This window comes from bacterium (assembly GCA_030685015.1).
Classification (GTDB): Bacteria; CAIWAD01; CAIWAD01; order CAIWAD01; family CAIWAD01; genus CAIWAD01.
The window spans coordinates 18,940-38,885 of record JAUXWS010000019.1; the positions used below are offsets into that span (position 1 = coordinate 18,940).

19 protein-coding genes are annotated in these 19,946 nt (G+C 68.7%); 3 read left to right on the forward strand and 16 right to left on the reverse strand.

Features of this window, described 5'->3' with window-relative positions:
* Window positions 1-278 precede the first annotated feature (278 nt).
* The 3 genes from Q8O14_01880 (at window position 279) to Q8O14_01890 (ending at window position 2,507) form a co-directional block, all read left to right on the forward strand.
* The gene (locus Q8O14_01880) at window positions 279-587 is read left to right on the forward strand and encodes a metal-sulfur cluster assembly factor (GenBank protein ID MDP2359492.1); all 309 of its coding nucleotides are present in this window, start codon (window positions 279-281) and stop codon (window positions 585-587) included.
* Entirely contained in the window at window positions 584-1,687 is a 1,104-nt protein-coding gene (locus Q8O14_01885; protein ID MDP2359493.1) for a hypothetical protein, read from the forward strand. Before Q8O14_01880 ends, Q8O14_01885 begins: the two co-directional genes overlap by 4 nt.
* A 157-nt stretch (window positions 1,688-1,844) precedes the next feature.
* Window positions 1,845-2,507 carry an OmpA family protein gene (locus Q8O14_01890; GenBank protein ID MDP2359494.1) on the forward strand — a complete coding sequence of 221 codons (663 nt, stop codon included), beginning with the start codon at window positions 1,845-1,847 and terminating at the stop codon, window positions 2,505-2,507.
* A 55-nt stretch (window positions 2,508-2,562) separates the two neighbouring features.
* Here Q8O14_01890 and nadB read toward each other — a convergent pair whose 3' ends face one another.
* From nadB to recJ, 16 genes are all read right to left on the reverse strand, one after another.
* Entirely contained in the window at window positions 2,563-4,242 is a 1,680-nt protein-coding gene (gene nadB, locus Q8O14_01895) for an L-aspartate oxidase (protein MDP2359495.1), read from the reverse strand.
* Window positions 4,235-5,290 carry a tetraacyldisaccharide 4'-kinase gene (gene lpxK, locus Q8O14_01900; protein MDP2359496.1) on the reverse strand — a complete coding sequence of 352 codons (1,056 nt, stop codon included), beginning with the start codon at window positions 5,288-5,290 and terminating at the stop codon, window positions 4,235-4,237. Before lpxK ends, nadB begins: the two co-directional genes overlap by 8 nt.
* Window positions 5,283-5,972 (reverse strand): lysophospholipid acyltransferase family protein, encoded by a 690-nt coding sequence (locus Q8O14_01905; GenBank protein MDP2359497.1) that lies wholly within the window; start codon window positions 5,970-5,972, stop codon window positions 5,283-5,285. Before Q8O14_01905 ends, lpxK begins: the two co-directional genes overlap by 8 nt.
* On the reverse strand, window positions 5,966-7,126 hold the full coding sequence (gene lpxB, locus Q8O14_01910; protein ID MDP2359498.1) for a lipid-A-disaccharide synthase: 1,161 nt from the start codon (window positions 7,124-7,126) through the stop codon (window positions 5,966-5,968). Before lpxB ends, Q8O14_01905 begins: the two co-directional genes overlap by 7 nt.
* Window positions 7,123-7,611, reverse strand: a complete 489-nt coding sequence (gene nusB / locus Q8O14_01915; protein ID MDP2359499.1) for a transcription antitermination factor NusB — start codon at window positions 7,609-7,611, stop codon at window positions 7,123-7,125. Before nusB ends, lpxB begins: the two co-directional genes overlap by 4 nt.
* 106 nt (window positions 7,612-7,717) lie before the next feature.
* Window positions 7,718-8,860 carry an acyl-CoA dehydrogenase family protein gene (locus tag Q8O14_01920; GenBank protein ID MDP2359500.1) on the reverse strand — a complete coding sequence of 381 codons (1,143 nt, stop codon included), beginning with the start codon at window positions 8,858-8,860 and terminating at the stop codon, window positions 7,718-7,720.
* Between the two features lie 109 nt (window positions 8,861-8,969).
* Window positions 8,970-9,818 (reverse strand): 3-hydroxybutyryl-CoA dehydrogenase, encoded by an 849-nt coding sequence (locus tag Q8O14_01925; GenBank protein MDP2359501.1) that lies wholly within the window; start codon window positions 9,816-9,818, stop codon window positions 8,970-8,972.
* A gap of 1 nt (window position 9,819) precedes the next feature.
* Window positions 9,820-11,013 (reverse strand): acetyl-CoA C-acyltransferase, encoded by a 1,194-nt coding sequence (locus Q8O14_01930; GenBank protein MDP2359502.1) that lies wholly within the window; start codon window positions 11,011-11,013, stop codon window positions 9,820-9,822.
* A 20-nt stretch (window positions 11,014-11,033) separates the two neighbouring features.
* Window positions 11,034-11,867: an MBL fold metallo-hydrolase gene (locus Q8O14_01935; GenBank protein ID MDP2359503.1), complete on the reverse strand. Its 834-nt coding sequence runs from the start codon at window positions 11,865-11,867 to the stop codon at window positions 11,034-11,036.
* Between the two features lie 328 nt (window positions 11,868-12,195).
* A complete protein-coding gene (locus tag Q8O14_01940; protein MDP2359504.1) occupies window positions 12,196-12,480 on the reverse strand; it encodes an RNA-binding protein in 285 nt (94 codons plus the stop codon).
* Between the two features lie 443 nt (window positions 12,481-12,923).
* Window positions 12,924-13,226, reverse strand: a complete 303-nt coding sequence (locus Q8O14_01945) for an RNA-binding protein (protein ID MDP2359505.1) — start codon at window positions 13,224-13,226, stop codon at window positions 12,924-12,926.
* Between the two features lie 365 nt (window positions 13,227-13,591).
* Window positions 13,592-14,779, reverse strand: a complete 1,188-nt coding sequence (locus tag Q8O14_01950) for an AAA family ATPase (protein ID MDP2359506.1) — start codon at window positions 14,777-14,779, stop codon at window positions 13,592-13,594.
* A gap of 117 nt (window positions 14,780-14,896) precedes the next feature.
* A complete protein-coding gene (locus Q8O14_01955; GenBank protein MDP2359507.1) occupies window positions 14,897-15,652 on the reverse strand; it encodes an HNH endonuclease in 756 nt (251 codons plus the stop codon).
* A gap of 238 nt (window positions 15,653-15,890) precedes the next feature.
* A complete protein-coding gene (locus tag Q8O14_01960; GenBank protein MDP2359508.1) occupies window positions 15,891-16,937 on the reverse strand; it encodes a PDDEXK nuclease domain-containing protein in 1,047 nt (348 codons plus the stop codon).
* Window positions 16,937-18,049, reverse strand: coding sequence for an acyl-CoA dehydrogenase family protein (locus tag Q8O14_01965; GenBank protein ID MDP2359509.1), 1,113 nt, complete (start codon window positions 18,047-18,049; stop codon window positions 16,937-16,939). The genes Q8O14_01960 and Q8O14_01965 overlap by 1 nt, the downstream gene beginning before the upstream one ends.
* Before the next feature lie 68 nt (window positions 18,050-18,117).
* A complete protein-coding gene (recJ, locus tag Q8O14_01970) occupies window positions 18,118-19,872 on the reverse strand; it encodes a single-stranded-DNA-specific exonuclease RecJ (GenBank protein MDP2359510.1) in 1,755 nt (584 codons plus the stop codon).
* Between the last annotated feature and the right edge of the window lie 74 nt (window positions 19,873-19,946).

Sequence of the window (19,946 nt, forward strand, 5' to 3'; positions counted from 1 at the left end):
GTGCCAGGTCAGTGCCAGGTCGGTGCCAGGTCGGTGCCAGGCCGGTGCCAGGCCGGTGCCGGGTTGAAATTCCACCCATCAGTGGCATTTTCATGACAGCCTGATCAATTCCGACCACAATCATGTCAGACGCGTGATGCCGCTTGGCCGGCCAATCAAATCGCGATGCGAACTGCCTGCTTGTGAGGCGGAGTCGCCGCCCTTCGGATGTGTGGACAACGCCGGTGGCCTGGAAATGCCAGGCAAAGCCGGACCCCGCTATGGACAGGGAGCAAGCCATGTTGGAACTGGAAGCTGAGATCCGCCATGCCCTGCGCCTGGTCATGGACCCGGAGGTGGGGATCAACATCGTCGATCTGGGTCTCGTTTATGGGATTGAGCAAGAGGGCGACCGGGCCCGCATCCGCCTGACCATGACCTCGGCGGGCTGCCCCATGCACAGCATGATCACCCAGCAGGCCGCCTCCGTGGTGCGGGTCAACGTGCCCACCCTCAGGGAGGTGGAGGTGGAGCTGGTCTGGGAACCGGTCTGGACGCCGGCCATGATGGCTCCCGAAGCCCGCGCCATCCTGGGTTGGGACTCGTGACGCCCCGCCCGCTGCCGGCGCCGCCCTTCCTGCTGCTGGGCGCGCTCTCCCTGCTGGCCGGTCTCTGGGCTGGGCTGCTCCGCCTGCCCACCCCCCTCCCCGCCCTCCATGGCCTGCTCGCCGCCCTGCATGGCCCGCTCATGGCCGGCGCCTTCCTGGGCACGGTGATCTGCGCCGAGCGGGCCGCCGCCTTGGGGGGCCGCCCCCTGCTTTGGCTGCCCGCGCTCCTGCACGGTATGGGCGGACTGGCCATGATCGCCGGTCCGGCCCTGCCGGGTCCGATGACGGCGGTGCGGACGGCTGCCCTGCTCATGACGGCGGGAGCGGCCGGCCTCGTCCTGCTCTTCGTGCCCATCCTGCGGCGCCAGCGCACTTTCTTCAACACAGTGATGGCCCTGGGCGCCCTGGCCCTGCTGGCGGCCCATATGCAGCTCTGGCTGCGCGGTTCCGCCGTGGCCGCCACGCCCTGGTGGGCGGCCTTTCTCGTGCTGACCATCGCCGGCGAGCGCTTGGAACTGAACCGCTTGATGAAGCCCTCGCCACGGGCGGAGACGGCCTTCAAAGCGATCCTGCTGCTTCAACTGGCCGCCCTGGCCGCCACAGGCTGGTCCCTGGAGCTGGGCCTCCGCCTGCAGGGCGCCGGACACCTGCTGCTGGCCATCTGGCTTGGCGTCAACGATATCGCCCGGCGCACCATCCGCCTGCCCGGTCCGCCACGCTACGCCGCTTTTTGCCTGCTCTCGGGCTACTGCTGGCTGGCCGCGGCGGGCCTCCTCGCCCTGGTCGGCCCCTGCCAAGTGGCCGGTCCCTGGCGCGACGCCTCCCTCCACGCCCTCTTCCTGGGTTTTGTCTTCGCCATGATCTTCGGCCACGCGCCCATCATCGTGCCCGCCCTGACCGGCCTGGCCGTGAAGCTGAACCGTGGCTTCCACGTCGCGCTGCTCCTGCTTCACGCCGGTCTGACGGCTCGGATAGTGGGCGACCTGGGTGGCTGGAGCGGCCTGCGCGTCCACGGCGGCGAGACGGGGGTGGCGGCCATTCTCCTCTTCTTGGTGGTGCTGTTCGCCTCCCTGCGCAGATCCGGCACATCGGCGGCATGAGTTGACGACGAGCTGCCCGGTATCCTCGCTCGGAGCAGCATGGCGGTGCCAGGCGCGCTGTGGATCAAAGAAAACGAGTCTGACAGCAACGGAATTGCCATTTTGGTGCAGGAGCCAAACACATCATGATCAGAATAACCAAATGGAGGAATCAACCATGAAACGGTTCATGCTCATGGCTTTGGCCGTGATGATGGTGGCCGGCAGCATGTCCTGCACCATGACCCGCGCCCAGAAGGGCGCCATTTTCGGTGGCGCAGGCGGGGCGGCGGTGGGCGGCATGATCGGCAAGCAGACGGGCAACACGGCCACCGGCGCCATCATCGGCGCGGCGGTGGGCGGGGCGGCGGGAGCCGTCATCGGCAACTACATGGACAAGCAGGCGGAAGAGCTGGCGGCGGAAATGGAGGGGGCTGACGTCGAGCGCGTGGGCGAAGGCATCCAGGTCACCCTCGCCTCGGGCATCCTCTTCGACGTGAACAAGTCGGATCTGCGGCCGGCCGCGCAGGAGAGCCTCCGCAGCTTCGCCGAGGTGCTGAACAGGTACCCCGACACAAACATCCTCATCGCCGGACACACGGATTCAGACGGTTCCGAGAGCCACAACCAGCAGCTCTCCGAGCGCCGCGCCCAGGCTGTCTACCACTACCTGGTCCGGAACGCGGTGGCCGCCACGCGCATCGGCACGGTGGGCTATGGCGAGAGCCAGCCCGTGGCCGACAACTCGACGGTGGCGGGGAAGCAGGCCAACCGCCGCGTGGAAGTGGCGATCATGGCCAATGAGGAGCTGAAGAAGAGCGCCGAGTCGCAATCCAACTAAGTGGCCACGGCACAGACCATGACGGAACGGGTCCCCACCAGGACCCGTTTCCTTTTCATGGCTGTCCATCCGCATCCGGCAGCCACAGACGCGCCTGCCGCTCGCCATCGCGCTCCAGCCAGGTGTCGTGCCGCCAGCGGGCGTCGTCGCGGCGGGGGTGGTCCAGGCGGGCGTGGAGGCCGCGCGACTCCTCCCGGAAGAGGGCACATTCGACGGAGAGGCGGGCGGCGGCGGCCATGTTGCGCAATTCGACCAGTCCGGGGCGCAGGCTGGTGCGGCGGTAGTAATCCTCGATCTGCCCGCCGATCAGCGCCAGCCGGCTGCGGGCGCGCTCCAGGCGTGACCGCGAGCGGACGATTCCCACGTAATCCCACATCAGGCCGCGGATCTCCTCGCGATCGTGCTCCACCACCACCCACTCCTCGGGGTCGTAGGTGCCGGACTTGTCCCAGGGCGCGATGCGCGCCGCAGGCGGCTCCGGCAGCGGATCGAGCGCCACGGCGGCGGCGGCCCGGCGGGCGTAGACGACAGCCTCGAGCAGGCTGTTGGAGGCGAGGCGGTTGGCGCCGTGGACACCCGTGCAGGCCGCCTCGCCCACCGCGTAGAGGCCGGGCAGACTGGTGCGGCCGTCCAGGTCCGTCCACACGCCGCCGCACTGGTAGTGGGCGGCGGGCACCACGGGGATGGGCTCCCGCGTGATGTCCAGCCCCAGTTCCAGACAGTGGCGGTGGATGGTGGGGAACTGCTCGCGCAGCTCGGCGGCGGGCAGATGCGTGGCGTCAAGCAGGACGTGGTCCACCCCCTCCGCCTTCATGTGCTGATCGATGCCGCGCGCCACGACATCCCGCGGCGCCAGCTCCCGCATGGGATGGACCCCCTCGAGGATGCGGCGGCCGCGGGCGTCCACCAGCACCGCTCCATGGCCGCGCAGGGCCTCGGAGATGAGCCAGTTGCGGGCCTCGGGCAGGGCCAGGCTGGTGGGATGGAACTGGAAGAACTCCAGGTTGGCCAACCGCGCGCCGGCCCGCCAGGCCAGCGCCGTGCCGTCCCCGGTGGCCACTTCCGGATTGGTCGTGTGGCGGTAGATCTGGCCGCTGCCGCCCGAGGCCAGCACCGTGGCGCGGGCCAGCACCCGGTGGATGGGGAAGGTCTCGCCGGGATCGGTGACGGGCATGACATAGGCGCCGTGGCAGGGTCCGCCGTCGGCGCGACCTTCGTCCTGGAAGTGGTGGCGCGTGATGAGATCCACCACCATCCAGTGCGGCAGGAGGGTGATGCGCGGATGGCGGCGCGCCGCCTCGAGCAGCGCGCGCTCGATCTCGGCGCCCGTCAGGTCGCGGGCGTGGACGATGCGGTGGTGGGCGTGGCCGCCCTCGCGGCCCAGATGCAGCCGGCCCTGATCATCCTGGGTGAAGCGCGTGCCCTGCTCCACCAGCCAGCGGATGCTGGCCGGACCCTCGCGCACGATCTGCCGCACGGCGGCCTCGTGGCAGAGGCCGTCGCCGGCGGCCAGGGTGTCCTGCTCGTGCTGGGCGAAGGAATCCTCCCCGCCCAACGCACTGGCGATGCCACCCTGGGCGCGGTTGGTGGAGGTGTCGAGCAGGTCGGATTTGGTGAGAAGCAGCACGGCGCCATGCTCCGCCGCGCAGAGGGCGAAGCTGAGCCCGGCGATGCCGCTGCCCACGACCAGGAAATCCGTCGCCGGGGGCGGAGTGGTGGCGTCCAGTTCAGTCATGGCGGGCAAGATAGTCGTGCCCGGCACGAATGCGCAGGTCCAGGTCGGCGGCAAGGACGGGCAGGCCATGCCCGGCGGGCAGGCGCACGGCGTCCTTCCAGGTGGTGACCAGATGGCGCAGGTGATGATCGGCCACGGCGCGCCGCAGCCCGGCGAGGTCCCCTTCCGACCAGCGGTGGTGGTCGCCCAGGCAGCGGCTCCAGGCCGGCGGCCCCAGCAGGCGCACCGTCTGGGCCAGGAAGCGTTCCGGGGCCGCGATGCCGCAGAAAATGCCATGGCGTCCCACGCCGCCCGCCGGCACCACGACGCCGCTCTCAGGATGGCTGAGGCGGCCCGGGGAGGATTCCATCACGAAGAGCGGGGGCAGGGGCCGGCCGGCGCGGCGGAAGAGTTCCGCGAACCAGGCGAGGCGCTCCTCGACCAGCGGCCGGGAGGGTCGTCCGAGCAGCAGCAGATGGGCGTCCAGAGCGGCGGCGGGGGATTCGCGCAGGCGGCCGAAGGGCAGCACGGCCTCGCGGGCGGGATCCACCGCGCAGTCCCAGAGCAACAGGTCGCGATCCCGCCGCAAGGCCAGGTGCTGGAATCCGTCGTCGAGCAGAAGGCAGCCCGCGCCCAGCTCCCGCAGGCGGCGCGCCCCGGCCCGGCGATCCTCGCAGACGGCCACCCAGGCGGTCGGCACCTGGCGGGCCAGCATGAGGGGCTCGTCTCCCGCCTCGTCCACATCCATCCCCGGCAGCGGACCTTCCCCCTGGCTGACCAGCCGCCAACCGCGGCTGCGCCGTCCGTAGCCGCGGGAGAGGATGGCGACGGGCGGCGGCAGCTCCGGCAGGTGCGCCGCCAGCTCGTGGGGGGCGCCCTGCAGAATGGACCGGGCCAGGTGGCGGATGAGCGGACTCTTGCCCGTGCCCCCCAGGCTGATGTTTCCCACCGACACCACGGGCAGGCCCGCCTCGGCGGCGGGCAACAGGCCCTGATGGTAAAGGCGCCGCCGCAGGGCCATGAGACCGCCCCAGGGCGCGGAGAGCAGGCGTGTCACCGGCTTAGGCATCGCCGCCCCACTTCTGGCCGGGTGCGTCGTACCAGGCATCGGCGCGCCGCTCCAACTCCACCAGGGCCCGTTCCAGGCTTTCGCACTGGGCGCGCAGATCCCCCTCGGGCGGGCATTCAACGGGCTCGCCATAGAGGACCACGGCCCGGCTGAAGGGCCGCCACAGCTGGAAGCGATCCCAGGATCGGAAGCGGATGGGCCGGCGGGCGCCCCAGCTCATGGGCAGGACCAGGGCGCGGCTCTCGCGGGCGATCTGCACCACGCCCGCCTTGAGGCGGTGGCGCGGTCCCTTGGGGCCGTCCGGCATGATGGCGCCCACCGTGCCGGGCACCGAGAGCACGGCCACCAGCTCGCGCAGCGCCTCGCGGCCGCCGCGGCTGCTGGAGCCGCGCACGGTGCGATAACCCAGTTTCTCGACGGTGCGGGCGATCATCTCCCCGTCGCGGGAGAGGGAGACCATGGGCACAATCCCCTCGCCGCAGTGCTCCATGATGGGGAGCAGGATGCGTCCGTGCCAGAGGGCGATGAGCACGCTGCGCCCCGCCGCGCGGGCCGTCTCGAGGCCCTCGCGCCCCACCGGCTCCACGCGCACCAGGGCATGGAGGAGCTTGAGCAGCAACCAGCCCAGCTCCACCACCAGCCAGGCCACGGCCCGGCGCTTCAGGCTGCGCCAGCTCAGCACGCGGCTCCTCCCGCCCGCAGTTCCTCCCGGAGCAGATCCGCCACCCGCTGCGAGGCGCCGGGACCACCCAAGGTCCGTTCGACGGAGGCCGCCAGCGCGGCGCCCTCCTCGCGCAGGGCGCCACCGCGCAGGCGCTGCAGCACCCAGTCCGCCATGAGGACGCCGCGCGCTTCCTCGTTGAGCAGCTCGGGCACCAGCTCCCGGCCGGCGGCCAGGTTGACCGGCGAGGCCCAGCGCGCCTTGACCAGCCGGCGGGCCAGCCAGGCGGCCGGCCCGTCCAGCTTGTAGTAGACGAGATGGGGCAGTCCCAGGGCGGCGGCCTCCAGACTGGCCGTGCCGCTGGCCACCAGGCCCAGGTCGGCGGCGCGCAGCACCTCGTGGAAGCGTCCCGCCACCACTTTGACGCGGCCTGGCAGTCCGGCCGCCCGCGCCAGCTCCCGCGCCTCGGCGCGATCGGGCACCTGCAGCAGCGGCAGGAGGGGCTGGTCGGCCAGCATCGCCACCGCGTCGCGCAGCAGCGGCAGATGGTGGCGCAGCTCCCCGCCGCGGCTGCCGGGCAGGAGGGCGAGGACCAGCTCGTCGGGATCCAGGCCCAGGGCCGCCCGTGCCGCGATGCGGCCGGAGGCGCCGGCGACGAGGTCCAGCACGGGATGCCCGACGAAGACAGGCTGGCCCCCCACCCGGCGGTAGTCCTCCTCCTCGAAGGGAAAAATGAGGGCCTGGCGGTCGGTCAGGCGAGCCACCCGGGACAATCTCCCCGCTTTCCAGGCCCAGTACTTGGGACTGATGTAATAGACCTGCCGCGGCACGTGGCGGCGGGCGGCGCGGGCGAGGGGAAGGTTGAAGCCAGGGGCGTCCACCAGCAGCAGGACATGGGGCCGCCGGGCGCGCAGCTCCCGCAGGACACGGCGCCAGGTCAGCCAGATGGCGGGCAGGCGGCGGACCACGTCCAGCAGGCCCATCACGGCCAGCCGCTCAAGGGGCGCCACGATCCGCATGCCCGCCGCCGCCAGGGCCGGCCCGCCCACGCCGAAGCATTCGAGGCGGGGCAGGCTCTCGCGCAATCGCGCCAGGGCCAGGGCGGCGATCTGGTCGCCGCTTGACTCCCCGGCCACCACCATCAGGCGGGGCGGCGTGGGGTCGATCTCCTTCATGACTCGTCGGCGTACTGGAGGCGCAGCTCGGCGATGTCTCCCTTGACGGAGTCGAGGATGCCGTTGACGAACTTGCCACTGTTCTCCGTGGAGTACTTCTTGGCGATCTCGATCGCCTCGTTGATGGAGACCTTCTCGGGGATGTCGGGGAAGTGCAGCATCTCGGCGATGCCGATGCGCAGGATGATGCGGTCCAGGCGGGCGATGCGGTCCAGGTCCCATTTGTGGGCCCGCGCCGTGATGATGGCGTCGATCACTTCCGTGTCGCGGATCGTCTTCAGCACCAGATCGTGCAGGAAGACGGCGTAGATGGAATCCCGGTCCAGCTCGTTGGCGGGCAGGGCGTCCCCCACCTCCAGGTCCAGCTCGAGCTTGCGTTGCAGGATGCGCACGCGGTCCAGCACTTCGCTCAGCGGCAGGCCACTGGACTGTTGGGCGTACAGGATGAGCACCGCCGTCTCTCGAGCCGCGCGCCGGGATATCACAGAGCACCTCCGCGGATCAGCTGTCCAATGATGGGCCTGAACTTATCACATCCGCGCGGCAGGCGCTGTCATCCATGGCAAAGGGTGTTCAACAGCGGTGGCCTGCTCAGGCAGTCGCCGCCGATTCGCCGATCCATCGCTCCGCGATCTGCTCGCGCAGGCCCTCCACCCCGCCGCCCACCATCTCCATGCCGCGGGCGTCCCGCATGAAGCGCTCGGCGTGGTACTCGCGGGAATAGCCATAGCCGCCATGGATCTGCACCACCTCGCGACCGCAGAAGGAAGCGCCCTCCGCCCCCGCCAGGCGCGCCAGGTCGGCCAAGCGGGCAAACTCGGTGGGCTGTCCGGCGTCGGCCGCGATGGCGGCGCGCAGGGCCAGGCCGCGGGTAGCCTCCATCTTCCACTGCATGTCGGCCAGTTTGAAGCGGATGGCCTCAAAGGAGTCGATGCGGCGCCCGAACTGCTCGCGCTGGGCGGCGTACTGCTGCGCCAGGTCCGCCGCGCCCTCCATGATGCCCAGGGCCACGCTGGCCCAGCCCAGGCTGGCCGTGGCGCGCACGAGCATGAGCCCCTTGCCGCTGATGCGCGTGTCCAGGCGATGGTCCTCGTCCACCTCCACATCGGTGAAGCTGACACGGCCGATGCCGGCGCCGCGCAGGCCCAGGCTGAGCGGCTCCCGCTCCTGGGTCACGCCCGGCATGTGGGCGGGCATGCCCAGAACGATGCGGCGCCCCGCCAGCGTGGCGCTCACCAGCAGCAGGTCGCCGATGGCGCCCGCCGTCACCATGCGTTTGGCGCCGTTCAGGCGCAGGCCGCGGGGCGTCTCCTCCGCCTTGAGCGGCTGGCGGATGTCGTCCATGCGCGTCCAGGCGGCGAGGGCCTGGCCGGCGGCCAGGCGGGGCAGCCAGGCCTGCCGCAGGCGCGGTTCGGCGTGGCGCATCCAGCCCACGCCCAGGGCGTTGTGGTTGGAGATGAGCTGGCCCATGGAGGGATCCACCCGGGACAACTCCTCCACCGCCAGGTGGAAGCTGAGGTGGTCCAGACCCATCCCGCCCTCGTCCTCGGGCAGCAGCATGCCGGCGAAGCCCAGCTCGAAAAGGCCGGCCCGCTCGCGGCCGAGGTCGGGCCAGGGTCCTCCCGCGGCGATCGTCTCCTCGCGCTCACGGATGCCCGGCAGCAGTCGTTCATTGGCATAGCGCCGCGCCATCTCGCGCACGGCCTGCTGATCGTCACTCAAGAGGAAATCCATGTCAACCTCGTTGCTTCCCGATCCCACCCACGATCACCGCTGTCATCGAGTCACCACCTCGCGGCGCGTTCATCGTCGCCCCATGCCGCTGCGGACCGGCCAGCACGGATCAGTATTCGTAGAAGCCGCGCCCCGTCTTGCGCCCCAGATGGCCGGCCGCCACCATTTTGCGCAGGAGCGGGCAGGGCCGGTACTTGGGATCGCCCAGGCCCTCGTGCAGCACCTCGAGGATGGCCAGGCAGACGTCCAGGCCGATGAAGTCGGCCAGGGTGAGCGGACCCATGGGGTGGGCCATTCCCAGCTTCATGATGCCGTCGATCGCCTCCCGCGTGGCGACGCCCTCCATCAGGGCCTGGACCGCCTCGTTGATCATGGGCATGAGAATGCGGTTGGCGACGAAGCCAGGGTAGTCCTCGCTGGCCAGGGGCGTCTTGCCCAGCTTGCCGCAGACACCCAGCACCAGGTCCAGGGTGGCCGCGCTCGTGTCGTGGCCGCGGATCACCTCCACCAGCTGCATGACGGGCACGGGATTCATGAAGTGCATGCCGATCACCTGCTGGGGGCGACCGGTGGCGGAGGCGATGGCGGTGATGGAGATGCTGCTCGTGTTGCTGGCCAGCACCGCCTCCGGCGCGCAGATCGCCGCCAGTTTGCGGAAAAGCTCCAGCTTGACGGCCTTGTTCTCTGTGGCCGCCTCCACCACGAGGAAGGCCTCGGCGGCGGCGTTCAGGTCGGTGCCGGGCTGGATGCGGGCCAGGGCGGCATCGGCCTCGGCCTGGCTGATCTTCTCCTTCTTCACCTCGCGGCCCAGGTTGCCGCCAATGGTGGCCAGGGCCTTCTTCACCAGCTCCTCGCCCAAATCCACCAGGCGCACTTGATAGCCGCTCTTGGCGCAGACGTGGGCGATGCCGTTGCCCATGGTGCCCGCGCCGATCACCGCGATGCAATCCTGCTTCATCTCAAACCTCCCGTTCCACGATGAGGGCCACCGCCTCGCCGCCGCCGATGCAGAGGCTGGCCAGTCCGCGCCGCTTGCCCAGATCCTCCAGCTCGTGCAGCAGGGTCACCAGCACGCGCGCCCCGCTGGCGCCGATGGGATGCCCCAAGCTGACCGCCCCGCCGCGCGGGTTGACCTTGGCCGGGTCGACCTTGAGCAGGCGCTCGTTGGCCAGGCTGACCACGCTGAAGGCCTCGTTGATCTCGAAGAGGTCGATCTCATCCAACCTGAGGCCCGCCTTGGCCAGAGCCTTGTTGATGCTGGCCGCCGGGGCGGTGGTGAACCACTCCGGCTTCTGGGCGACGCCGGCGGCGGCGACGACGCGCGCCATGGGTTTCAGGCCCAGCTCCCGGGCCTTGTCGGCGCTCATGAGAAGAAGGGCCGCGGCCCCGTCGTTGATGCTGCTGGCGTTGCCCGCCGTCACCGTGCCCGCCTTGTCGAAGGCCGGATTCAGCGAGGCCAGCTTGTCGGGCCGCCCCTTGCCCGGTTCCTCGTCGGTGTCCACCAGCACGGGGTCGCCCTTGCGCTGCGGCACCGGCACGGGCACGATCTCCCGCTGGAAGGCGCCCGCCGCGATGGCCGCCGTGCTGCGGCGGTAGCTCTCGGCGGCGAAGGCGTCCTGGTCGGCGCGGCTGATCGCCATGTCCCTGGCGCAGATCTCCGCCGCGTTGCCCATGTGGAAGTTGTTGTAGACGTCCCACAGGCCGTCGTGGATCATGCCGTCCACCACCCGTCCGTGGCCCAGGCGCAGGCCGTTGCGCGCCTCGGGCAGATAGTGGGGCACTTGGCTCATGTTCTCCATGCCGCCCGCCACCACCACCTCGGCGTCCCCGCAGGCGATGGCCTGGGCCGCCAACATCACCGCCTTGAGGCCGCTGCCGCAGACCTTGTTGACGGTGGTGCAGGCCACCTGCTCGGGCAGCCCGGCGAACAGGGCTGCCTGGCGGGCGGGCGCCTGTCCGGTGCCGGCGGGCAGCACGTTGCCCATGATCACCTCGTCCACCAGTTCCGGCTGGACGCCGGCGCGGCGCAACACCTCGGCCACGACGACAGCTCCCAGCCGCGGGGCCGCGACCGAGGCGAGGGCTCCGTTGAAGGAGCCGATTGGTGTGCGGGCCGCGGCCACGATGACGACTTGCTTCACGATCCCTCCCATCCCTTGGTGCATGTTTTCATTCAATCCGCTGAGCTGCGGCCCCGTCCCTCGTTCGGGTCGGGCCGCCGAAAGCGCTTGCCCACCACGCCGTGGTACAAATAGCAGGCGAGGCCGCTGTCCGCCGCCGTCGCCAGTTCGCGGCGCCGGGTCCGCGCCACCTCCGGCTCCAGATCGCTGCTGGTGCGGAAGGCGGGGTTGAAGGCGGCCTTGAGCGAGAGCAGGTCGCCGCCCAGCAGCAGGTCCCCGCCCCCGTCGCCGGTCCGCTCCCAGGCCAGGTCGCCCTCCCCGCCACGCCGCAGGCGCCCCTCGCCCGCCAGGACCACCTGGTGCCCGGGTGTGTGGCCGCCCGTGTGGCGGACCTGGATCTCCCCGCCCAGTTCCCAATCCCCGTGGTGGCGCACCGCCAGCGGCCAGTCACCCAGCCACTCCAGCAGCTCGGCGGAAATGAAACGCTCGCCGCCCCGCGCCACGCGGTCCAGTCCACGCCACAGGGCCAGTTCCTGGAGGTGGAGGCGGGCGTTGGGGAAGACGGGGGCTCCCCGTTCGCGATCAAAGACACCGCCGGCGTGGTCGTCGTGCAGGTGTGTCAGAATGACGTCGGAGACGTCGTCCCGGGTCAGGCCCAGGACCTCCAGCTGACGGTCCAGCGCGAAGGACGGTGGCTGCCAATCCACACCAGCGAGGCGCTGGGCCAAGCCCGGATCGAAGCCGGCGTCCACCAGCACCACGCGCTCCGTCATGCGCAGCAGGCAGGGAGCCACGGGCAGGAGCAGGCGTCCCCCCGCCGCGCGCTGGATGAGCAGGCGGCCAAAGTCGATCTCGTGGGCCGCAAAGAGCGGAAAGGACATTGGCATGGCGACCATCACCACGATCGGCGCCGCCCGGTGCGACGAGACCTCATCCCTGGCAGGGCCTGCGCCCGGCTCAAGCGCCCTCCCCCGGCGACTCCGCGGATGCTGGCGATGGCTGTGCGCCTCTCATGCCCTGCCCATATGAGACCGGGAACCCTCGCGTCCGCAGCAGCGGCGGACGGCTGTCGCCCTCAAGATGGCAATGAGCCGCTGGCGAGGGAACCCGTTGGACGCGGGCGCCAAAAAGAAAGCCGCCGCATCCGGAGACGCGGCGGCTTGGTTCACTGGTCCGGCCGGCACTCCGTGGAGAACCTGGCCGGATGGTCGCGGGCTACCAGCGGCGGCTGCCGCCTCCGCCCCCGCCGCCGCCTTCGGTCTTGGGCTTGGCCTCATTGACCTTCAGGTTGCGGCCGTCCATGTCCTTTTCGTTCAAGCCGTTGATGGCCGCGTTGGCCTCCTGGGCGTTGGGCATGGTGACGAAGGCGAAACCCTTCGGGCGCCCCGTGTCGCGATCGTTGATGACCGCCACGTCTTCGACCGTGCCGTAGGCCTCAAAGGCGGCGCGCAGCTGCGAATCCGTCACCGAGAAGGCCATGTTGCCCACATACAACTTCATTGCGTACTCCAATCCAATAACAGTGATGGGCGGCTCGGGACCCCGATTGGTTCCCGACAGACGCCCGGAAGACACAGAACAAGTGCGCCAGGAAGGCGCCGGATCCCGCCCGCTGGCGGGATTGACGAAGGATGACGGTGCCGGGAGCAGATGGAGGCGCCAGGGGCGCTCCAGGGCGGGCCGTCGACGAGTCAACGGCGGCATTGCACAGGCATGTCAAGCAGTCGCGGGACGAGTATGGGACAATAATTCCTGTTATGCACAAGCATTCGGCTTATTTTCCAAAAATTCTCCTTTGTGTAGCTTCAGTTCATTGTAAGAGCCGTCCACCCGGTTGCGTCCGGCCGCAAGCGCCCCACGGAAAAGGCCGCCGCGGTTGCCCGCGACGGCCCTTCATTCCTGCACCGCCCACCAATTACGTGGTGTGGCGGTCGATCTTCATGCTACCAACGGTTGCGGCCACCGCCGCCACCGCCGTAACCACCGCCGCCGCCACCACCCTCGGCCTTGGGGCGGGCCTCGTTGACGCGCAGATTGCGGCCGCCCATGTCCTGCTCGTTGAGGGCGTTGATGGCCGCGTTGGCTTCCTGGGCATTGGGCATGGTGACAAAGGCGAAGCCCTTGGGGCGACCCGTGTCGCGATCGTTGATGACAGCCACTTCGTCAACGGTGCCAAAGGCCTCGAACGCCGCGCGAAGCTGCTGCTCCGTCGTCGAGAAGGCCATGTTGCCCACGTAGATCTTCATTTCTCACTCCAATCCAAACACAAAACGGACGACCCGGGGACCTACGCTGGCCCCCATGCCTCATCCGCAGAACGCAAGTCAAGCCGCGTCAATGACCGCGACGGACTCCTACACGAGTGACGATCCCGGAAAATCGGGAAGCGCCGTCGGGGCGCTCCAGGGCAGGCATCAGGCCGAATCGGCAGGCGCGCGTCGCTGGGTCCTCAGGCAGTCCGGCGGCAAGTGTACAACATCAAATCCAAATCTGCAGCATGTGCGTGGATTTTTTACATGGATGTCGTCAACCGCGGTCCAGCGTGATTTCCATTAGCCTCCGGCTTGCTTCGGGCACTGACGCGCAAGCGCCCAACCGAGCGGGCAGCCGGCTACTCAGGCATCACCCATCGCTCCACGGGCGAAAGGAGGAAGTCGTCCAACGGTATCCCGTCGTCGCCCACCAGCAGCAGGCGATCGGGATTGAAGGCGGCAGCGAAGGCCGCCATGCCCGGCAGGTGATCCCTCACGCGGGCGCCCTTCACTTCGATGGCCGTCACGCAGCCGCGGGCCTTGACGACGAAGTCCACCTCACGGTTGCGCTCCCGCCAGTAGGACAGCTCGCACATGCCGCCCGCGGCGGCATTGGCCAGATGCGCGCCCACGGCGGACTCCACCAGCCGGCCCCATGCGACGCGATCCGCCTTCCATTCCTCTACCCCGCGGCCGAAGGGGGCGGTCAGCAACGCGGTGTTGAACACTTGGAGCTTTGGGCTGGACGCCCGGCGACGGTGGGCCGCACCGGCGAACTTGGGCAGTCCGGTGAGGAGTCCGGCGCCATCCAGCAACTCTAGGTAATGGGCCAAGGTGGATGTGTTTCCCGCGTCCTGAAGGTGGCCCAACATCTTGTTGAAGGCCAGCACCTGTCCCGAGAACTGGCAGCCCAGCTCGAGGAGGCGGCGCAGCAGGGCCGGCTTGTCCACTCGGGAAAGCAAAAGCACATCGCGGGAAATGGTGGTCTCCACCAGGGAGTCCAGCACATAGCGCGACCAGCGCTCGACGTCACCCACCAACGGCGCGGAACCTGGGTACCCGCCGAAGCAGACACACTGCTCAACGCTCCAGCCGAAGGCCTGCCGCATCTCCGCCGCCGACCAGTGGGCAAGGCGCAGCAGCTCGAAGCGGCCGGCCAGACTTTCCGTCAGCCCGCGCTGCACCAACAGTGGGGCCGAACCCAACAGGACCACACGCAAGCCACGCCCCTCGCGCGTATCCTCGTCCCAGAGGCGCTTGACCGCCTCCGACCAGGCGGGCGCCTTCTGCACCTCGTCCAGCACCAGCACCGCATCGCCCCGGCCGCATTCCTGACGAGACGCCTCCCACTGCTGGGCGATCCATTCCGGCCCGCGCAGGGTGGGTTCGTCGGCGCTGGCGTAGCGCCAGGGCATGCCGCAGGCCTTGGCCGCCTGCAGCGCCAGAGTGGTCTTGCCCACTTGACGCGGACCCGCCACCACTTGGATGAAGCGACGGGCTTCCTGCAGACGCCGAGCGAGAACCTGAAGCCCTTGACGATCAATCATCATATCCATTTACTCAATTGACTGCGTAATTTTACGCAACGCCCCGCGAAAAGGCAATCGCCCTGGAAAATGGTGGCATGCCCGCGAACACCGCCAAGCGAGCAGCGGAGACACAGGTCAGCCGCAGGCAGTGAGGAGCTGCTGGTAGCGGTAGTCAAGCGCATCGCGGTCGGGGCGATCTCCTGCTCTTCGAGGAACTCGCAAGGATTGATCATTGAGCCCCTGGATCCCGCTGAGGGTGGGACCATCCTCTTCCTCCAACAGACTGGGCCGCACGCGGATCTTGTAGTCGGGCGTGATGCCGATCAAGGCGTGATCGTAGGCCCGGTGGTGGAGCGTGCAGAGGGAAAGCCCATTGGGAACGATCGGTCTTCCCTGCTGATGGGCATCCGGAATGATGTGGGCGGCATCCAGCATCTCCTCGTGGCGGAAGCCGCAGCAGGTGCAGCGACGTGAGTAGGCTGCCAAGACGCGTTCGCGAAAAACTCGTTGATGCAGGCGCACTTTCGCCTGCACGGTCAAGTAGGATCGGACTGGATCCGGTCCCCTGTCCGCCATGCCGGTGGAAGCGGCCAGACCCGCCGTGCGCCCGTAAGCATAGGGTTGGAGGGCATCCCCCACCTGCACGCGGATCTCCCGTGCATGGACATCCACGTGAACGATGAAGACGGGAAACAACGCGTTGTATAGGGCCTTGCCAACGGCATGGAAGTAGATCAGGGGGGTGTGTTGACGGGCGGCCCGGATCAGGTAATCGTTCTGGGCATGCTCGCCCCTGCGGAAGCTGTAGATGAAGACATCGTCGACGCCCACTCGATCCTGGTAGGGGTTGTCCCAGGTGGTGGTAATGGAAAGCGGAAGTGCCTCAATCACTTTCGGCTTCCAAATGCCCGACGGCCCCATGAGCGGCACCCGCTCACCGTCAAGCTGGAAGCCTATGCGCAGGGTTTCCGCCCTCATCTCATCGCCATGAAGGCGGATCTGATCCTGCAACCATTGGAATGCCGCCAAGCGGACGCGGACATCATCCATCTGCGCCCCTATCTGCTTTCCAGCAGCCTCCGGCTGATCACCAAGCGCTGGATCTCGCTGGTGCCCTCGCCGCGGCCGCTCACTCGCTCTCCCAGCTCTCCAGCCGGGCTGCGATCTGCTCCGGACTGGGGAGTTCGCCCTGCAGCGAGGCCGGCAACTGCCGCACCACATCATAGGTCGCCACCCCCAGTGGCCGAGCGGCGCTGCGCAGAGCGTACTCGACAACCGTGCGATTCTTGTCGCGGCAGATGATGATGCCGACGGGCGGGTTCTCCCCCTCCACCCGCTCCTGCGCGTCAAGGACTTCCAGGTAGAACTCCATCTTCCCTTTGTGCTCCGGCTGGAAGTCGCCGATCTTCAACTCCACGGCCACCAGGCAACGCAGCCGGCGGTGGAAGAGCAGCAGATCGATGAAGTACTCCTGTCCGCCCACTTCCAGGCGGTGCTGGTTCCCGATGAAGGTGAAGGCTCCGCCCAGTTCCGCCAGAAAGCTGCGCACATGCCGCACCAGCGCCTGTTCCAACTCGTGCTCGCTGTGCTCTACCTCCAGACCGAGGAAATCGAAAGTGTAATGGTCCTTCACGGCCAGGGCGGCCTGGTCGCGCAGCTCGGGGGACAGTGTGTCGTCGAAGCTGGTCTGATTCAAGAGGTAGCTCTCGTAGCTCTTGCCATCCACCTGGAGCCGCAGCACGTTTTTGGTCCAGCCGAAGCGGGCGGTGGCGCGCAGATAGAACTCCCGCTCCAAGGGATCCTTGCAGCGCCCCAGGATGACGAGGTTCTTGGCCCAGCTGACTTCTCTAACCAGCGGTTGGAGTTTTGGCAGCTGGGAGTATTCGCAGTAGAATTGCCGCATCAGCCAGAGATTCTGCGAGGAGAACCCATTGCGGCCGGGGAACTCGGCTTGCAGGTCGCGGGCCAGGGTCTCCACCACCGCCTTGCCCCAACCCGCTTCCAACTGCTTGAGATGGATGGCCTCGCCCAAGTCCCAGTACAAGCCAACCAGCTCGCGGTTGACCACCCGCAAGGCCTGCAACTGGCGCCGGCGGATCTGCGCCTTCAGTTCTTTTAGGAATTCCGCATAGCCAGCGGATGGCTGATGGTCCATGATGTCCCTTCCGGACAGCATCACCTCACCTCCAGCAGCCTCCGGCTGATCACCAGGCGCTGGATCTCGCTGGTGCCCTCGCCGATCTCGCAGAGCTTGGCGTCGCGCCAGATGCGCTCGCTGGCGCGGGCGCGCGTGTAGCCCTCGGCCCCCATGATCTGGATGGCGCGGTCGGCGCACCAGCTGGCGGCCTCGCTGGCGAAGAGCTTGGCCATGCTGGCGGCCACGGCGTAGTCGCGGCCGGCGTCCTTGGAGCGGGCGGCGTCGTAGACCAGGTGGCGGGCCGCCTGGATCCGGGTCGCCATGTCGGCCACGAAGAAGGCGTGGCTCTGGCGCAGATTGACGCCGCGGAAGATCTCCAGGATCTCGTCCAGGGCGCCCTGGGCCAGGCCCAAGGCCATGGCTCCAATGGAGATGCGGCCGCCGTCCAAGGTCTGCAACATCTGTTGGAAACCCTTGCCGGGTTGGCCGAGGAGGGCCTCCTCCGGTAGGCGCAGCTGCTCGAAGGTGAGGGCGTGGGTGTCACTGCCGCGCAGGCCCAGCTTCTTCTCGGCGGGGCCGATGACGTAGCCAGGTGTCCCCTTCTCCACCAGGAAACAGCTGATCTCCCGCCGTTCGCGGTCGGTGAGGGCGGTGATGATGAGCACGTCGGCATAGGCGGCGTTGGTGATCCACATCTTGGCGCCATTGACCAGCCAGCCCTCCGCGTCGTGGGCGGCGAAGGTGCGGGTGCCGCCGGCGTCGCTGCCGGCGCTCGGCTCGGTTAGACCGAAGGCGCCCAGGGTACGGCCACGGCACAACTCGGGCAGCCAGCGCGCCTTCTGCTCCGGGCTGCCGAAGAAATGGATGGGATTGGTGCCAAGGCTGGTGTGGGCGGCCAGGGTCAGGCCCGTGCTGCCGCAGGCGCGGCTGATCTCCTCCACCGCCAGGGCGTAGCAGACGGTGTCCAGGCCGGCGCCGCCCACCTCCTGCGGGTAGGGGATGCCCATCAGTCCCAGCTCCGCCATGCGGGCCACCAGGTCCAGGGGGAAACTCTCCTCGGCGTCGATGGCGGCGGCGCGGGGCTTCACCTCGCGCTGGGCGAAGTCGCGCACCTGCTCGTGGAAGGCCTGCTGGGTGGTGCTGAGGTCCATGGTGTCTCCTGTCCGTGTGGATCCAAACTAATCAGGAGCCGGGACATTGAACAGACATGGCCGGCCCCTCAATCGTCCTCCCGGCCCCGCTCCCTGGGCACGATGCGCCGACGTCCGGCGAGGCACGTGTCCTTGATCTGGAGCTGGATGCAACAGCTGCCGCGCCAGTTGTTCTCCATCACCGAGTAGACCATGTCCACCCCGCGATCCGGCTCGGAGAGGGAGTCGGCCAGGTGGCCCAGGCCGTAGCCGATGGCGTCATACTCGATGCCGTCCTGTTCCACGCGCAGCATGAGGTGGCCGTTGCCCACCACGCGGGGGCTGCCCAGCACGCGCAGGTCCCGTGACAGGAAATGCGGCATCTGATTCCTGGGACCGAAGGGGGCGAAACGCTGGACGTGTTCCAGAAACCCGCGGTTGACGGCGCGCAAGGGAATCTCGGCGTCGATGCGCAGCCGCGGTTTAAGGTCCTCCTGGCCCAGTCTGGTGGAGGTCCACAGGCGCAGCCGCTCGCGCAGCTCCGGCACCTTCTCGCCGCGGATGGTGAGGCCGGCGGCGTACTTGTGCCCGCCGAATTGGATGAGCAGATCGCTGGCGTGGTGAAGGGCCTCGTAGATGTCGAAGCCGTGGATGCTGCGCGCGCTGCCCTTGCCCATGCCGTCCTCGTCGATGGTGATCATGACGGTGGGGCGGTGGTAGCGCTCGATGATGCGGCTGGCCACGATGCCGATCACGCCGCTGTGCCAGCCCTCGCGGGCCAGCACGATGATGCGGTCGCGCTCCAGGTCGCAGACGCGGGGCACCTCGGCCATGGCCTCGTCCAGGGTGTCGTGGTCGATCGTCTTGCGCTGGCAGTTCTCGCTTTCCAGCACCTGGGCGATGGTGGCGGCCGTTTCCCGGTTCCTGGTGCAGAGCAGGCGCACGGCGCGGTCGGCGCTGCCCAGGCGGCCCACCGCGTTGATGCGCGGCGCCAGCCCGAACACGATGCTGGCCACATCCACCTCGCGCCGCATGAGGCCGGCCACCTGCAGCAGGGCCGCCACGCCCACCATCGGCTCCCGGTTGATCTTGGCCAGGCCGCGGCTGACCAACACGCGGTTCTCGCCCACCAGCGGCACAATGTCCGCCGCCGAGCCGATGGCCACCAGGTCCGTGTAGGCTTCCAGCACGCTCTCGTCGATCCCCAGCCGCTCCACCAGGGCCTGGCAGAGCTTGTAGGTCACGCCCACGGCGGCCAGTTCCTTGAAGGGGTAGGGCTCGTCGGGCAGCTTGGGGTTGAGGATGGCGGTGGCGGCGGGCAACATGGCGGCCGGCTGATGGTGGTCGCAGATCACCACCTCCAGTCCGGCATCGCGGGCGTGGGCGATCTCCTCCAGGGCCGTGATGCCCGTGTCCACCGTGACCAGGACAGAGGCGCCCCTGGCCCGGATGCTTTCCACCCCCTCGATGGAAAGGCCGTAGCCCTCGCTGTTGCGGACCGGGATGTGGGTGAAAACGTCACCGCCCACATCCTTGAGAAAGAGATAAAGCAGCGCGACCGAGGTCACCCCGTCCACATCGTAGTCGCCGTAAACGGCGATGCGGCGCCGGCGCATGAGGGCGTCCGTCAAGCAATCCAGCGCTTTCTCCATGTCCCTGAACCGGTTTGGATCAATCAGCTGGTCCCGGCCGGGGTTGAAGAAGGCTTCCGCCGCATCGGGCGATCCCACGCCGTTGCCGACCAGCACGGCGGCAATGGCGGGGGGCAGGCTCAGCGTCTTGGCGACATGGGCAACCCTTTGGTCCTGCTGCAGATCTCCCGGGTGTTCCCACAGAAGATCCATGTCAGCTCCATCACATATTTCATCGTCTCGTACTCGATTTGTGGCGCCACTGGCGCATGACCCCCGGCCGCGCC

Bases quoted from the DNA above. Each gene is read 5' to 3' on its own strand.
- Q8O14_01880 (MDP2359492.1), top strand. From the start codon at position 279: ATGTTGGAACTGGAAGCTGAGATCCGCCATGCCCTGCGCCTGGTCATG.
- Q8O14_01890 (MDP2359494.1), top strand. From the start codon at position 1,845: ATGAAACGGTTCATGCTCATGGCTTTGGCCGTGATGATGGTGGCCGGC.
- nadB (MDP2359495.1), bottom strand. From the start codon at position 4,242: ATGACTGAACTGGACGCCACCACTCCGCCCCCGGCGACGGATTTCCTG.
- lpxK (MDP2359496.1), bottom strand. From the start codon at position 5,290: ATGCCTAAGCCGGTGACACGCCTGCTCTCCGCGCCCTGGGGCGGTCTC.
- lpxB (MDP2359498.1), bottom strand. From the start codon at position 7,126: ATGAAGGAGATCGACCCCACGCCGCCCCGCCTGATGGTGGTGGCCGGG.
- Q8O14_01920 (MDP2359500.1), bottom strand. From the start codon at position 8,860: ATGGATTTCCTCTTGAGTGACGATCAGCAGGCCGTGCGCGAGATGGCG.
- Q8O14_01925 (MDP2359501.1), bottom strand. From the start codon at position 9,818: ATGAAGCAGGATTGCATCGCGGTGATCGGCGCGGGCACCATGGGCAAC.
- Q8O14_01930 (MDP2359502.1), bottom strand. From the start codon at position 11,013: ATGGGAGGGATCGTGAAGCAAGTCGTCATCGTGGCCGCGGCCCGCACA.
- Q8O14_01935 (MDP2359503.1), bottom strand. From the start codon at position 11,867: ATGCCAATGTCCTTTCCGCTCTTTGCGGCCCACGAGATCGACTTTGGC.
- Q8O14_01940 (MDP2359504.1), bottom strand. From the start codon at position 12,480: ATGAAGTTGTATGTGGGCAACATGGCCTTCTCGGTGACGGATTCGCAG.
- Q8O14_01945 (MDP2359505.1), bottom strand. From the start codon at position 13,226: ATGAAGATCTACGTGGGCAACATGGCCTTCTCGACGACGGAGCAGCAG.
- Q8O14_01950 (MDP2359506.1), bottom strand. From the start codon at position 14,779: ATGATTGATCGTCAAGGGCTTCAGGTTCTCGCTCGGCGTCTGCAGGAA.
- Q8O14_01960 (MDP2359508.1), bottom strand. From the start codon at position 16,937: ATGCTGTCCGGAAGGGACATCATGGACCATCAGCCATCCGCTGGCTAT.
- Q8O14_01965 (MDP2359509.1), bottom strand. From the start codon at position 18,049: ATGGACCTCAGCACCACCCAGCAGGCCTTCCACGAGCAGGTGCGCGAC.
- recJ (MDP2359510.1), bottom strand. From the start codon at position 19,872: ATGGATCTTCTGTGGGAACACCCGGGAGATCTGCAGCAGGACCAAAGG.